The sequence below is a fragment of the Lutibacter sp. genome (assembly GCF_016342705.1).
GTDB lineage: Bacteria > Bacteroidota > Bacteroidia > Flavobacteriales > Flavobacteriaceae > Lutibacter.
The window spans coordinates 36,210-52,288 of sequence record NZ_JAEINV010000020.1 but is presented as its reverse complement, the minus strand read 5'-3'; the positions used below and the strand labels follow the sequence as shown (position 1 = coordinate 52,288).

Annotated in this window: 13 protein-coding genes; 10 read left to right on the top strand and 3 right to left on the bottom strand. The window is 30.0% G+C overall.

What is annotated here, in order from left to right; all coding sequences use genetic code 11:
• Window positions 1–88: 88 nt before the first annotated feature.
• Window positions 89–1,780, bottom strand: coding sequence for a glutamate formimidoyltransferase (ftcD, locus tag JEY78_RS14535; RefSeq protein ID WP_291852967.1), 1,692 nt, complete (start codon window positions 1,778–1,780; stop codon window positions 89–91).
• Window positions 1,781–1,916: 136 nt separating this feature from the next.
• On the opposite strand from ftcD, the gene JEY78_RS14530 reads away from it, so the two are divergent.
• The 10 genes from JEY78_RS14530 to JEY78_RS14485 all read left to right on the top strand — a co-directional run bounded on the left by JEY78_RS14530 (window position 1,917) and on the right by JEY78_RS14485 (window position 14,313).
• A complete protein-coding gene (locus JEY78_RS14530; RefSeq protein WP_291852964.1) occupies window positions 1,917–2,960 on the top strand; it encodes a GDP-mannose 4,6-dehydratase in 1,044 nt (347 codons plus the stop codon).
• Window positions 2,961–2,973: 13 nt separating this feature from the next.
• A complete protein-coding gene (locus JEY78_RS14525) occupies window positions 2,974–3,594 on the top strand; it encodes a LysE family translocator (RefSeq protein WP_291852961.1) in 621 nt (206 codons plus the stop codon).
• A gap of 20 nt (window positions 3,595–3,614) precedes the next feature.
• Window positions 3,615–4,478 (top strand): hydroxymethylglutaryl-CoA lyase, encoded by an 864-nt coding sequence (locus tag JEY78_RS14520; protein ID WP_291852959.1) that lies wholly within the window; start codon window positions 3,615–3,617, stop codon window positions 4,476–4,478.
• Between the two features lie 164 nt (window positions 4,479–4,642).
• Window positions 4,643–5,785 (top strand): porin, encoded by a 1,143-nt coding sequence (locus tag JEY78_RS14515; RefSeq protein WP_291852956.1) that lies wholly within the window; start codon window positions 4,643–4,645, stop codon window positions 5,783–5,785.
• 94 nt (window positions 5,786–5,879) lie between these two features.
• On the top strand, window positions 5,880–6,404 hold the full coding sequence (locus JEY78_RS14510; protein ID WP_291852953.1) for an FMN-binding protein: 525 nt from the start codon (window positions 5,880–5,882) through the stop codon (window positions 6,402–6,404).
• Window positions 6,404–6,898, top strand: coding sequence for a hypothetical protein (locus tag JEY78_RS14505; RefSeq protein WP_291852950.1), 495 nt, complete (start codon window positions 6,404–6,406; stop codon window positions 6,896–6,898). Before JEY78_RS14510 ends, JEY78_RS14505 begins: the two co-directional genes overlap by 1 nt.
• A gap of 63 nt (window positions 6,899–6,961) precedes the next feature.
• The gene (gene guaB, locus JEY78_RS14500; protein ID WP_291852947.1) at window positions 6,962–8,431 is read left to right on the top strand and encodes an IMP dehydrogenase; all 1,470 of its coding nucleotides are present in this window, start codon (window positions 6,962–6,964) and stop codon (window positions 8,429–8,431) included.
• Between the two features lie 178 nt (window positions 8,432–8,609).
• Complete coding sequence (ychF, locus tag JEY78_RS14495) at window positions 8,610–9,704, top strand: redox-regulated ATPase YchF (RefSeq protein WP_291852944.1); 1,095 nt, start codon at window positions 8,610–8,612, stop codon at window positions 9,702–9,704.
• Between the two features lie 117 nt (window positions 9,705–9,821).
• The gene (locus tag JEY78_RS14490) at window positions 9,822–11,678 is read left to right on the top strand and encodes a DNA topoisomerase IV subunit B (protein WP_291852941.1); all 1,857 of its coding nucleotides are present in this window, start codon (window positions 9,822–9,824) and stop codon (window positions 11,676–11,678) included.
• 1 nt (window position 11,679) lies between these two features.
• Window positions 11,680–14,313, top strand: a complete 2,634-nt coding sequence (locus JEY78_RS14485) for a DNA gyrase/topoisomerase IV subunit A (RefSeq protein WP_291852938.1) — start codon at window positions 11,680–11,682, stop codon at window positions 14,311–14,313.
• A gap of 73 nt (window positions 14,314–14,386) precedes the next feature.
• Here the strand turns inward: JEY78_RS14485 and JEY78_RS14480 are convergent, their stop codons facing one another.
• Window positions 14,387–14,950 (bottom strand): hypothetical protein, encoded by a 564-nt coding sequence (locus JEY78_RS14480; protein WP_291852935.1) that lies wholly within the window; start codon window positions 14,948–14,950, stop codon window positions 14,387–14,389.
• A 2-nt stretch (window positions 14,951–14,952) separates the two neighbouring features.
• Window positions 14,953–16,077, bottom strand: coding sequence for an ABC transporter substrate-binding protein (locus JEY78_RS14475; protein ID WP_291852932.1), 1,125 nt, complete (start codon window positions 16,075–16,077; stop codon window positions 14,953–14,955).
• Window positions 16,078–16,079: the final 2 nt, after the last annotated feature.

Here is a 16,079-nt window from a genome sequence, read left to right as displayed (position 1 = left end):
CAAAAAACCTGTGAAGATATCTTCACAGGTTTTCATTATTTTTTTTAATAATCGTCAACCTATTTTAGGACGACTCACTTAAAATATTTTACATCTTAGAATTTATAAAATCTATCACTTCTTTTTCAGCAGCTATAGTTTTAGCATAAATATCAGTAGCTTTATTTATTATATTTTCAGCGAAAACTCTGTCTTTTATGTCTTTTGCATTAATTTTCACATTAAAATATGCTCCAATAACAGCAGTTCTTGCGCATAAAACTCCAACAGCAGCATCGGATAAAGAATTTTGTATCCCATCTTTAAGCATTGCTTGCATAACTTCTATAGAATTATAAGCAGTTTCCATAACTTGAAATGGAATTTCAGTAGCATATTTAGTAGCGCTTTCAATAGCTGTTTTTCTGTTTTCAATTTCTTCATTGTTAGATTTAGGCATTCTAAATCCATCAATAATTTTATTAAAAGCATTGGTGTCCTCATCAACTAAAAACAATAACTTATTTTTATAAGCTTGTCCTTTTACCGCATAGTCTGAGAAATACTCCCATTTATCATCCCAACCCGCTTTATGAGCAGATAAATTGGCAACCATTGTTCCTAAAGAAACTCCAAGAGCGCCAACATAAGCTGAAATAGAACCTCCACCAGGAGCCATAGATTCACTTGCTGTTTCCTCTGCAAAATTTCTCACTGTTAAATCTACCAGCTTTTTAGTGCTGTCTTCCAGTAAATATTCAATAATTTTTTCTTTTGGGTTAAAAGGTTTTAAATCATCTAAACCTAAAGATTTTACTGCAATTTTAATTTTTTCTTCTTCGGAAATTCCTAAAGATCGCTCTTGCTTTTTAAGAAAAAAATCGCCGGCATCTAGCAATGCTTTTAAAGGAATTAATCCAATTAACTCAGAGCCGGTAACTCGCAGACCTCTTTCTGTTGCGGCTTTAACAGTTTCGTCAAAAGCAACATGCATAGATGTTATATTTATATTTGTTAAATTATATGAAATTTGAGCAATACCATATTCTTCAATAAACCATCCAATACCTTTTACGGCTTTTAATTTCCCGGGAATTCTAATAGGTTCACCATTAGCATCTAACATTGGTTTTCCTGAAACTTTATTTCCTTCATATTGAACCCTACCGGCTTCGCGAATATCAAAAGCAATTGCATTAGCTCTTCTGGTTGAAGTAGTATTTAAGTTTATATTGTAGGCAATTAAAAAATCACGCGCTGAAATTGCAATAGCTCCTGTTTTTACAACTGAAGTATTAAATTCAGCAGGACCAAAGTCGGGTTTCCAAGAAGGGTTTATTAGTTTTTCTTTCAGTCCTTCATATTCCCCAGATCTGCAGCTAGCTAAGTTTTTTCTTTTCTCTTCTTTTGCTGCCTTTTCATAAAAATACCCAGGTATTCCTAATTCTCTTCCTACACGTTCGCCTAATTTATGTGCAAAAACAGCAGCTTCTTCTAACGTAATTCCGGAGATTGGTACTAATGGACATACATCTGTAGCTCCAAATCTTGGGTGCTCACCACAATGTTTACTCATATCTATAAGTTCTGAAGCTTTTTTTATCAATCTAAAGGCAGCTTCAATTACATTTTCTGGCTCACCAACAAAAGTAATTACCGTTCTATTAGTTGCTTTTCCAGGATCAATATCTAATAATTTAACTCCTTCAACAGTTTCAACAACAGCTGCAATGGCTTTAATTTTAGCACTATCTCTTCCTTCACTTATATTAGGTACACATTCAATTAATTGTTTGTTCATTGTTATTATATTTTGGTGTTTCAAATTTAGGTAGTTAATTTTTAATTGGCTATTACTATTTTAAAATAAATAGCACATATATTATCCGTTTGTTTAATTAATTCTATTTTTGTGTTTAAATAACAATGGTGTATTTATGAAAAAAGTATTGATTACTGGAATGGCAGGTTTTATTGGTTATCATTTAGCAAAATTATTGGTAAATAATAATTATGAAGTTGTAGGATTGGATAATATAAATGATTATTATGATCAAAATTTAAAGTTGGCACGACTTGAGGATTTAGGTTTTGACACTTCAAAAATAGACTACAATAAATTATTAATAGGTAACAACATTTCATTTATTAAACTAGATTTAAAGGATTTAGATAATATTAAAGAATTATTTAAAAGCCAACAATTTAATTATGTTGTAAATTTAGCAGCACAAGCAGGAGTAAGATATTCTTTAAAAAATCCACATTCTTATGTAGATAGCAATATTACCGGGTTTTTAAATATTTTGGAGAGTTGTAGAGCATATCCAGTTGAACATTTGGTTTTTGCATCATCAAGTTCGGTTTATGGGCTAAGCGAAGAAATTCCTTTTAGTGAAGATAATTGTACAGATCATCCATTAGCTATGTATGCTGCAAGTAAAAAAGCTAATGAAATGATGGCACATTCTTATGCTAACTTATATAATATTCCTTCTACAGGTTTACGTTTTTTTACAGTTTACGGACCATGGGGAAGGCCAGATATGGCGCTACATATTTTCACAAAAGCAATTGTAAATAATGAGGAATTTGAAGTGTTTAATAATGGTGATATGAGTAGAGATTTTACGTATGTTGGTGATATTGTAGAAAGTATAAAAAGGTTACTTCCTTTAGCTCCAAAACATAATTCAAATTTTAATCTAAAAAAACCAGTTTCTTCAAAAAGCTCGAAACCATATCAAATTTTTAATATTGGAAATAACAGTCCAGTTGCTTTAATGGATTTTGTTCAGGCTATTGAAAAAGCATTAAATAAAAAAGGAAAGATTATTTTTAAACCAATGCAACCTGGTGACGTAAAATCTACTTATGCTAATGTTGAAAGTTTGTTTAATTACATAAATTTTAAACCTTCAACAAATTTAGAAGAAGGTGTAAAAGCATTTGTAAACAATTACTTAAAGCTGAATACTTAATCATAAACTTTAATTGAATTACGAAATTCTCATATCGTTTATTGGAGCATCGATGTTGTTAACTATTATGCCTGGACCAGACATTATTTATGTATTGGTGCAAAGCATTAGTAATGGTAAAAAATTTGGAATTGCAACTGCACTTGGATTAGTTTCTGGAATTATTATTCATACAACTTTAGTAGCTTTTGGAGTTTCAGCAATTATAAAAAGTTCAGCATATTTATTTTTTTCAATAAAATTATTTGGAGCATTTTATTTGTTGTATTTGGCTTTTTTAACTTTTAAATCTGATGAAGAAGTTTTATTAAACACAAAAGCAGAAAAAAAAGGTTTGGTAAAATTGTTTAAACAAGGATTTATTATGAATGTTTTAAATCCGAAAGTTTCTATTTTCTTTTTAGCATTTTTTCCTGGGTTTTTATACAGTGCTATACAAAGCACAATTGTTCAATTTTACATTTTGGGCGGATTATTTATGTTACAAGCCTTTATAATTTTTTCATTAGTATCCATTCTTTCTGGAAATTTTGCAGTTTATTTAAAACAGCATCCAAAATTTAATAGCAATATAAAATGGTTTAAAATTGTTGTTTTTATAGGCATTGCTATTTTTATAATTTTTTCGAACTAGTTATTGTACATTTGAATTATATGAATAAAGTGAAAATCATAGAATGTCCGCGAGATGCCATGCAAGGTATTAAAACTCATTTTATTGATACAAAACAAAAAGCGCAATACATTAATGCCATATTGCGTGTTGGCTTTGATACTATAGATTTTGGAAGTTTTGTTTCTCCAAAAGCAATTCCTCAAATGCGCGATACTACTGAAGTACTTTCTAAATTAGATTTAAGTAAAACCGAAAGTAAATTATTAGCTATTGTTGCAAATGTGCGTGGAGCAGAAGATGCTTCAAAATTTGAAGAAATTAATTATTTAGGCTATCCTTTTTCTATTTCAGAAAATTTTCAAATGCGTAATACCGGGAAAACAATTTCAGAATCTATTTTAATTTTAGATGAAATATTAAATATTTCAGTGAAAACAAATAAAGAGGTTGTTGCGTATTTATCAATGGGATTTGGAAATCCGTATGGTAATCCTTGGAATGTTGATATTGTTTCTGAATGGACTCATAAATTGGCAGAAATGGGAGTGAAGATCTTATCATTGTCTGATACTATTGGTAGTTCAACACCAGAAATAATAGAATACTTATTTTCAAATTTAATTCCTCAATATCCAAATATTGAATTTGGAGCTCATTTACACACAACACCAGCAACTTGGTTTGAAAAAGTGGATGCCGCATACAAAGCTGGTTGTAATCGTTTTGATGGAGCAATTAGAGGATATGGTGGTTGCCCAATGGCGAAAGATGAATTAACTGGAAATATGCCTACAGAAAAGTTAATTACTTACTTTAATCAACAAAAATGTAATACAAACATTAACGCAATGAGCTTTGAAAGTGCGTATAACGAAGCTTTAAAAATCTTCGAGAATATATAATGTATTGAATATTAATATTTTAGTTTCTGTCTTTTTTTGATTTCCTGACATTTGTCATATTATTTATAATTATTCTAAATAAGACTTTTTTATTTTAATATTGTTAATTACTTTTGCCTTATTATTTATAATAAGTCTAAATAAAAACAAAATAATTAATCAAAATGAAAAAATTACAATTACTTTTAGCAGCAGTACTAATAAGTATGGTTGGTTTTTCGCAAGAAACTACCAATGAAACTTATGAAAATTCAGGAAACAAATTATTAAATGACAATTTACCAAAAGGGATAACTATTGGTGGATATGGACAAATAGATTATAATGAAGCAGACGGTTCTGCACCAGGGAAATTAGATGTTCATCGTTTAGTATTGTTATTTGGTTATAAATTTAACGAAAAAGTGAGTTTTTTAACTGAAATTGAATACGAACACGTACAAGAAGTATATGTAGAACAAGCATATTTAAAATACAAATTAAATGAAAACGCCAATATTTTAGCAGGTTTAATGTTGGTGCCAATGGGAATTATTAACGAATATCATGAGCCAACAACATTTTATGGTGTTGAACGCCCAAATGTAGACAACGTAATTGTTCCAACAACATGGAGAGAATTAGGTGTTGGTGTTTCTGGAAGGATTGACAATGCTTCATTAAAATACCAAGCATATTTATTTAACGGATTTAAATCCTACGCAGGTGGAGCAGGAATTATTAAAGGTTCAAATGGATTACGTTCTGGTCGTCAAAAAGGAGCAGAGTCTACTGTTCATTCTCCTAATTTTTCTACAAAATTAGATTATTATGGAATTGCAGGATTAAGAGTTGGGTTATCTGGTTATTTTGGGAAAACTCAAACAGATGATACTTCAATTGAGGCTTCAACAGTAGGTGTTTCTATGATTGGATTAGATGCACGTTATAAATACAATAATTTAGAATTAAGAGGGCAATATATTAATGCTAATTTGTTAGATACGGAAGATTACAATGCGTTAACTGGTAAGGATTTAGGCTCTAAATTAACTGGCTTGTACGGTGAAATTGCTTATAGTTTTAATTTAAAAGGAGAGGAAAAATTAACACCATTTTTACGTTATGAAAAATACAATACGCACGCAGAAACTGAAGGAAGTTTACTAGCTAATAAAGCGTATGATAAAGACGAAATTATTTTCGGATTAAATTATAAAGTTGCAAACGGAGCTGCTTTTAAAGTTGATTATCAACTAGTTAATAATGCGGTTTCAGGAAGTGAAACTTCTAAAATATTTAATGCTGGAGTGGCAATTTGGTTCTAATTAAAAAATAGGAAATGGGGCTACATTAATATTTATTAATTAATGGTAGCCTCATTTTAAATTAAAATTTACTATTATTACACCAAATATATTCATGAAAAAAAATATTTATATAGCATTTTTAGGATTAATTATTTCAAGTTTTACACTTTCAAAAAGAATAGATGCTTTAATTGAAAAAGAAGTAAAAAGTGTTTTTTCTATTGAAATATATCAAAAAAAGAGTATTTCAATTTCAAATGATATAAATAAGGATTTACCTCAAAAAATAACGGATACTAATTTTTATAAAATTTATAGCAATCAAAAATTATTAGGGTATTATTATTTTGGGCAGGCTTACGGAAAAGCAGATTTTTTCGACTTTATTGTTATTTTTGATAAAGATTTAATAGTTTCAAAAGTAAAAGTGTTGGTTTACAGAGAAGATCACGGAGGAGAAGTTGGAAGCAAACGTTGGTTAAATCAATTTAGCGGAAAATCTAAGGCAGATAATTTAATATACCAAAAGGATATTGCAGCAATTTCAGGAGCTACTATTTCGGCAAAATCTATGACAAATGAAATAAATAAATTACTGAAAACAGTTCAAATTTTACATCAAAAACAAGTATTATAATGGAGTTACACGGTTTAATTCATCAATTTCCTAAAGAAATAAAAGTGGTTATTATTGCTTTTATATGTGTTTTAAGTATTGGCTTTTATGGCGGGTTAAGTTTTGTAAATACCACAACATCAATGCAAGTTAGTGGTATTGAAACTCATTATTTAGGGAATGAAGATGATGAAGAAGCGATGGATATGAAATTTAAAAAAAGTGAGCGTGAAATTTTAACTGTTGTGCACAATCATATGTTATCGTTGTCTGTTATATTTTTGTTGTTATCTCTAATTCTTTCAACAACCTCCATCAATAAAAAAGTTAAATATTTTTTAATGGTAGAGCCTTTTTTATCAATTGTGTTAACTTTTGGAGGAATTTACTTTTTATGGAAAGGTTTTACTTGGGTTAAATATATTATTGTTATTTCTGGGGTGTTTATGACTTTAAGTTTTGTAAGTGCTACGTTATCAATAGTCTATCAACTATTATTTTCTAAAAAATTATAATTTTAGGTAATTCAATTAAAAAGTGTAAATTTGCTCGCAATTAATTATTAAGTTGATTGCACCATGATTTCACATTCCGATAAATTTGTAGGAGAAGGATTAACCTACGACGACGTTTTACTTATTCCTGCTTTTTCTGATATTCTACCGAGAGAAGTAAGTATTCAAACAAAATTTTCAAGAAATATAACTTTAAATGTTCCAATTGTGTCCGCTGCTATGGATACAGTTACCGAATCTGATATGGCAATTGCCATGGCACGTGAAGGTGGTATTGGAGTTTTGCATAAAAATATGTCTATTGAACAGCAAGCAACAGAAGTTAGAAAAGTAAAAAGATCTGAATCTGGAATGATTATAGAACCTGTTACTATAACAAAAGATGAAACTGTTTTTGAAGCCAAAGCACTAATGCACGAATACGGTATTGGAGGTATTCCGGTTGTGGATGTAAACGGAACTCTAATTGGAATTGTTACTAACAGAGATTTGCGCTTTGAACGTGATAATACACGTAAAATTTCAGAAATTATGACTTCAAAAAATTTAGTAACTGTAGCTAAAGGAACGTCATTAAAACAAGCTGAAATTATTTTACAAGACAATAAAATTGAAAAACTTCCAGTAGTGGATGCTGATTATAAGCTAGTTGGATTAATTACTTTTAGAGATATTATAAAAGTAAGTGAAAATCCAAATGCAAATAAAGATGAGTACGGACGTTTAAGAGTGGCAGCAGCTTTAGGCGTTACAAGTGATGCAGTTGAAAGAGCAGAAGCGCTAATAAGTGCAGGTGTTGATGCCTTAATTATTGATACTGCTCACGGACATACAAGAGGTGTTGTAACTGTACTAAAACAAGTAAAAAGCAAATTTCCAGGAACTGATGTTGTAGTTGGAAATATTGCAACTGGTGAAGCAGCAAAATATTTAGTGGAAGCTGGTGCTGATGCAGTAAAAGTAGGAATTGGTCCAGGATCTATTTGTACAACACGTGTTGTTGCAGGTGTTGGATTTCCGCAATTATCTGCTATAATTGAAGTTGCTAATGCCATAAAAGGATCTGGAGTTCCAGTTATTGCTGATGGAGGAATTAGATATACGGGTGACATTCCTAAAGCTATTGCAGCTGGAGCAGATACTGTTATGTTGGGTTCTTTATTAGCAGGTACAAAAGAATCGCCAGGAGAAACAATTATTTTTGAAGGAAGAAAATTTAAATCCTATAGAGGAATGGGATCTGTTGAAGCAATGAAGCATGGCTCAAAAGACAGATATTTTCAAGATGTTGAAGATGATATTAAAAAATTAGTTCCAGAAGGAATTGTAGGGAGAGTTCCTTATAAAGGTGAATTAAACGAAACAATGCATCAATTTATTGGTGGATTAAGAGCTGGAATGGGTTATTGTGGCGCAAAAGATATTGAAGCTCAAAAACTAGCTAAATTTGTAAAAATTACTTCAGCAGGTATGCGTGAAAGTCATCCACATGATGTTACAATTACAAAAGAAGCACCAAATTATTCGAGATAATTTTTTAAAATAAATAATAAGAAAGGCGTAAAAAGAAATTTTACGCCTTTCTTATTATAAATTGATTTTTTGAGTCAAAAATCAATGTAAATTTTTAAATATATTAATTTTACAAAATACAATTGTAAATGTTATATTTGCAGCCTTTAAAAAAGGGTTTCACAAAAACATAAAGATTATGAAAGCTGGTATAGTAGGATTGCCAAATGTAGGAAAATCAACATTATTTAATTGTTTATCAAACGCAAAAGCGCAAAGTGCAAATTTTCCATTTTGTACTATTGAACCAAACGTTGGTGTGGTAAATGTTCCTGACAGTAGATTGGTAAAATTAGAAGAATTGGTAAATCCAGAACGTGTTTTACCTGCAACAGTAGATATTGTTGATATTGCCGGTTTAGTGAAAGGAGCAAGTAAAGGAGAAGGATTAGGAAATCAGTTTTTGGGAAATATTAGAGAAACAGATGCTATTATTCACGTTTTACGTTGTTTTGATAATGATAATATTGTGCATGTTGATGGCAATATAAATCCAATTAGAGATAAAGAAACTATTGATATTGAGTTGCAGCTAAAAGATTTAGAATCTTTAGATAAAAAGTTAGAAAAAGTTAGAAAAACTGCCAGAACTGGAAATAAAGATGCTCAAAAAGAGCAAGAAGTTTTAGAAAAAGTTAAAAAAGGTTTAGAAGCCGCTGTTTCAGTGAGAGCTATTGATTTAACCGAAAAAGAACGTGAAGAATATGTTACTCCATTACAATTTATAACAGATAAACCAGTATTATATGTTTGTAATGTTGATGAAAAATCAGCAGTAAATGGAAATGAGTATGTAGCTAAAGTTAAAGAAGCAGTAAAAGACGAAAATGCAGAAGTTATTGTTTTAGCTGTTGGAACCGAGGCAGATATTACAGAATTAGAATCGTTTGAAGAACGTCAGTTGTTTTTAGAAGATTTAGGACTTCAAGAAGCGGGTTCAGCGGTTTTAATTAGAGCAGCTTATAAATTATTAAATCTTCAAACATATTTTACAGCTGGAGTAAAGGAAGTGAGAGCATGGACTATTAATATTGGAGATACTGCACCGCAAGCTGCTGGAGTAATTCATTCAGATTTTGAGAAAGGTTTTATCAGAGCTGAAGTTATTGCGTATGATGATTATGTGAAGTTTGGGAGTGAAGCAAAAGTTAAAGAAGCTGGAAAAATGAGGGTGGAAGGAAAAGAATATATTGTTAAAGATGGTGATGTTATGCATTTCCGCTTTAATGTATAATTTAAATATTGATTAAAAGTTTAAGAAAGTCTGTTGATAAAAATATTAGCAGACTTTTTTTTATTTTAGTAGGCAAAATAGTACTTTAGCAACTCTTCAAGAATTTTACAAATATAAATGGCAGAACAAACATCGTATACCGAGGATAATATTCGCTCATTAGACTGGAAAGAACATATTAGAATGCGCCCGGGAATGTATATTGGTAAGTTAGGTGACGGAGCTTCACCTGATGATGGAATATATATTCTTATAAAAGAAGTGCTTGACAACTCAATAGATGAGTATGTAATGGGTGCCGGAAAAACTATTGAGGTTTCTGTAAAAGACGAAACAGTTTCTGTTAGAGATTTTGGTCGTGGAATTCCGTTAGGAAAAGTGGTGGATGTGGTTTCTAAAATGAATACCGGAGGGAAATACGATTCTAAAGCATTTAAAAAATCTGTTGGATTAAATGGTGTTGGTACAAAAGCCGTAAACGCACTTTCATCTTATTTTAAAGTACAATCATTTAGAGATAACCAAACTGTTTTTGCCGAATTTGAACAAGGAAATATTACGCTTGAAGAAAAAGCACAAGAAAGTTCGCAACGCAAAGGTACAAAAGTAACGTTTGTTCCTGATAAAGCCATTTTTAGCAAATTCAAATTTAGGAATGAGTATATTATAAAAATGATTAAAAATTATGTATACCTAAATACTGGGTTAACTATAATTTTTAATGGTGAAAAATATTATTCTGAAAATGGATTGAGAGATTTATTAGATGAAAATATAGATGATGAATCGAAGCTTTTTAACATAATTCATTTAAAAGGCGATGATATTGAAGTTGCAATTACATATAGCAAAGCTCAATACAGTGAAGAATATCATTCCTTTGTAAATGGCCAACATACAACGCAAGGAGGAACGCATCAAAATGCATTTAGAGAAGCCATTGTAAAAACAATTAGAGAGTATTTTGGTAAAAATTACGATTCTTCGGATATTCGAAAATCTATTGTTTCTGCAGTTAGTGTAAAAGTGATGGAGCCAATTTTTGAAAGCCAAACTAAAACCAAGTTAGGATCTACAGAAATGGGTGATGGTTTGCCAACTGTTAGAACGTATATTACCGATTTTGTGAAAACAAATTTGGATAATTATTTACATAAAAATCCAGATGTAGCTGAAAAAATTCAAAAGAAAATTTTACAAGCTGAAAGAGAAAGAAACGATTTATCTGGAATTCGCAAATTAGCTCGTGAACGCGCCAAAAAAGCAAGTGTTCATAATAAAAAATTACGCGATTGCAGAACTCATTTTAACGATTTAAAAAAAGAAAACAGGCTTGAAAGTACCTTATTTATAACTGAGGGAGATTCTGCGAGTGGTTCTATTACAAAATCTAGAGATGTAAATACCCAAGCCGTTTTTAGTTTACGTGGTAAGCCTTTAAATTCCTATGGAATGAACAAAAAAATTGTGTATGAAAATGAGGAATTTAACTTATTACAAGCAGCACTAAATATTGAAGATTCATTAGAAGATTTACGTTATAATAATATTGTAATTGCAACCGATGCCGATGTGGATGGAATGCATATTCGTTTATTATTAATTACCTTCTTTTTACAGTTTTTCCCTGAATTAATTAAAGAAGGGCATTTATATATTTTAGACACACCTTTATTTAGAGTTCGAGATAAAAAACAAACGTTTTATTGCTATTCTCCTGAAGAAAAGCAAGATGCAATAAACAAATTAAAAGGAAAACCAGAAATCACCCGATTTAAAGGTCTTGGTGAAATTTCACCAGATGAATTTGTGCATTTTATAGGAAAAGATATTCGTTTAGATCCTGTAATGTTAGATAAAGAAATGCCAATTGAGAAAATGTTAGAATTTTATATGGGAAAAAATACCCCAGATAGACAAAAGTTTATCATCAGAAATTTAAAAGTAGAATTAGATATTGTAGAAGAAGCATAATATGCAAGAAGATAACAACCAACCAATTGGCGAAGAATTTGGAAACCAAGAAACCATTACTAAAGTTACAGGAATGTACAAGGATTGGTTTTTGGATTATGCATCCTATGTAATTTTAGAACGTGCAGTACCCGGAATAAAAGATGGTTTTAAACCAGTTCAACGTAGAATTTTACATTCTATGAAAGATTTGGATGATGGACGTTACAATAAAGTGGCAAATATTGTAGGACATACGATGCAATATCATCCACACGGAGATGCTTCCATTGCAGATGCAATGGTTCAAATTGGTCAAAAGGAGTTGTTAATTGATATGCAAGGAAACTGGGGTAATATTTTAACCGGTGACAGTGCAGCAGCATCAAGGTATATTGAGGCTCGTTTATCAAAATTTGCATTAGACGTTGTTTTCAATCCAAAAACTACGGATTGGCAATCTTCTTACGATGGAAGAAGAAAAGAACCGATAGATTTGCCGGTTAAATTCCCAATGTTATTAGCACAAGGTGCTGAAGGAATTGCTGTAGGGCTTTCAACCAAAATTGTTCCACACAACTTTAATGAATTAATAGATGCTTCAATAAAACACTTAAAAGGGAAACCATTTACATTGGTGCCAGACTTTTTAACTGGTGGAATTGCAGATGTTTCTAATTACAATGATGGAAAACGTGGTGGAAAAATTAGAGTACGCGCAAAAATTTCTCAACTAGATAAAAAAACACTGGTAATTAATGAAATTCCTTTTGGAACTACAACTACTAGTTTAATAGATTCCATTTTAAAAGCCAATGATAAAGGAACTATTAAAATAAGACAAATAGAAGATAATACAGCCGCAAATGTTGAAATTTTAGTGCATTTACCGTCAGGAATTTCTCCTGATAAAACTATTGACGCATTGTATGCATTTACCAGTTGTGAAAATTCTATTTCACCATTATGCTGTGTAATTGATGATAATAAACCTGTTTTTATAGGTGTATCTGAAGTTTTAAGGCGTTCAACAGATCATACGGTTGAATTATTAAAATTAGAATTAGAAATTCAGTTAAATGAATTAGAAGAACAATGGCATTTTGCTTCATTAGAACGTATTTTTATTGAAAATAGAATTTATCGTGATATTGAGGAACAAGAAACTTGGCAAGGTGTTATAGATGCAATTGATGAAGGTTTAAAGCCGCATATAAAGCATTTAAAACGGGCAATTACCGAGGAAGATATTGTTCGTTTAACAGAAATTCGAATTAAAAAAATATCAAAATTTGATATTGATAAGGCAAAACAATTTATTGAAAGTTTAGAAGATAAAATTGCAGAAGTTAAAAACTCACTAGCTAACCTAATTGAATTTGCAATTGACTATTTTAAAAACCTAAAATTAAAATACGGTAAAGGAAAAGAACGCTTAACCGAAATTAGATTGTTTGATGATATTGTTGCTACCAAAGTGGTGATGCGAAACACTAAATTGTATGTGAATCGTGAAGAAGGTTTTGTTGGAACATCATTAAAAAAAGATGAATATGTGGATGATTGTGCCGATATAGATGACATAATTGTATTTAGAAGCGATGGTGTTATGATGATTACCAAAGTAGATACAAAAACTTTTGTTGGAAAAGATATTATCCATATTGCAGTTTTTAAGAAAAGTGATAAGCGTACAGTTTATAATATGATTTACCGTGATGGTAAAAGCGGACCAAGTTTTATGAAACGGTTTAATGTAACTGGTGTAACACGCGATAAAGAGTACGATTTAACGGCAGGAACAAAAGGCTCCTCGGTTTTATATTTTACTGCAAATCCAAATGGTGAGGCAGAAACAATTTCAATAATTTTAAGAGCTGTTGGTTCCATTAAAAAATTGAAATGGGATATAGATTTTTCTGATTTAGCTATAAAAGGAAGAAGTTCTAAAGGAAATACAGTTACTAAATATGCCATTAAAAAAATTGAATTAAAAAGCGAAGGCGTTTCCACTTTAAAACCACGTAAAATTTGGTTTGATGAAACCGTTCAACGCTTAAATGTTGATGATAGAGGCGAACTTTTAGGTGAATTTAGGGGGGAAGATAGATTGTTGATTATCAATCAGAAAGGTGTAGTAAAAACTATAAAACCAGAATTAACTACACATTTTGACAATGACATGATTGTGTTAGAAAAATGGATTCCTGAAAAACCAATATCGGCTATTTATTTTGATGGTGAAAAAGAAAAATACTTTATTAAAAGGTTTATGATTGATAACCCAAATAAAGAAGAAGTATTTATTTCTGAACATCCAAAATCGCAGTTAGAAATTGTTTCAACAGATTATAGACCAATGGCAGAAATTACTTTTTCTAAAAAAAGTATTGAAAATATGTTGGTTAATTTAGAAGAATTTATTGCTGTTAAAGGAATAAAAGCTTTAGGAAATCAGTTAACTTCCGATAAAATTAAACAAGTAACTTTGCTAGAATCGTTACCATATGTTCCTGAAGAAATTGAGGAAGTTGAAGTAAATGATGAGGAAGTTATAGAGAATGAAGATATTACTTTTGAGTTAGATGGTGAAATTGAAGACGATAAATCTGAAGAAAACGACAAAGACGATAATGGACAAACTAAACTGTTTTAAAAAAAGTGATGTTTGATTTTAACGTTTATAAAAATATTTTTCAAAAATGTAATTTAAAGTCTATTTTAATAAATTACTTATAACTTTTACTTACAAATGGAGTTTCTTTAAATCCAGTTATTTGGTTTATTAAAATTGTAGCAGAAAAAAAATAGTTACATAATACATTCGCAAATTTAGGTAAAATTTCAGGTACTTCTTTTTGCTCTTTATTATGAATTAACACCATTAATCGGATTGCTTGTTTACACATGGAAGAACATTTATTTAATATTCCAACCGGAGAAACGCCACCTGGTAAAACAAATCCGTTGATGGAACTTTTAGTTTTGTTTTTTATTTCTTGATAAAAATGTAATAATTGCAGATGATTTTTATCGCATATTGCCAAATTACCTCTAATTGAACCATTTAAATGATAACATATTGGTAGTAACCAATTTAATTCAATTTCAAGGCTTTTTAAATCATCGTTTTCAGGATAAGAGTTTCGTAATAAACCTAAATCATTAATTGCCCAACCTACCATTCTTGTTAAGTCATCTGTTAAAATTTCATAATCACATAAAAGTGACTCTTCATAAATAAAAGGATAGCATAATTCATCAAGTGTTGATTTTGGATGTAATTTTTTCATAATTAATTTAATTTTTTATAAAAAGTAAACTCATAGTCTTTTAACAATTCGGGATGTGCAATTTTGATCAAGTCTTTTAAAACAAAATCAGGTCTTGTAGGAGATAATTCAAAATAAATTATGCCTCCAGTAGCGCCTTTAGTTTTCATATAAGAGTATATGTTTTGGGTTTGAAAGGCTTTAAATTGTGAGTATATAGCGTTAGTTTCTTCTAATTCTTTCAAGCTTTCATGAAAGCTAGGTGATATCCAAATGGAAGCATTTTTACCTTTTTCAAAAACACTTTCTATATTTAAAGCTAAACTACCTTTTCCTTTAAATTCATTCCATAAATAATTAACATTAGCATCTCTTAAAAAAGTAGCTTCAAAACTATCTCCGGCAGGTAAATACCATACATCTTTAAACAATCCTCCTGCAAGTAAAGTAGGCTTTTCTTTAGATTTTTTAGCAATTTTTACTGCTTCTAAATAATTTTTTTCGATAGAATTAAATATACTATCAGCTTCTTTTTCCTTATTAAAAAGTACACCGTAAAATTTTATCCATTCAGCTCTTCCTAACGGAGTTTCCTCCAACCAATCACCATTTAAAATTACAGGAATTCCAATTTGTTCAATAATATTAAACATTTTATTATTACTAGTTAAAGAAAATCCAATGACAACATCAGGATTTAATGCTACCAAAGTTTCAGTATTAATGTTTTCAGGATGTCCTAATTCTTTTAATTTATTGTCATCAATTAATTTTCTTGTTTTTGGAGATGAAATAAAATTTGTATTAGGAAAACCAACAATTTTTTCTTGCTCATTTAATAATTCTATAAAAGGAATGTGTGTAGTACTTGTAACAACAATAGAATTTATTGGAATATTAATTTCGTTTTTAACAGTTGTTTTGGAAGTTCTTAATATGAATTCAAAAGTTTCTTTTGCACCTTTATAAGGTGCTTTGATTATAACTTTTTTATAATCTTTAAAATGTTGAATTTCAAAACCTTTAGCATATTTAAGTCCACTTGCAGCACTATTTTTTTCTATTTTATAGGGTCTTAATTCTTTTTTACAAGAAATTGAAACAAGGGCAATTATAAAAATTAAAAGTGTGAATTTAAAATAATTCATTT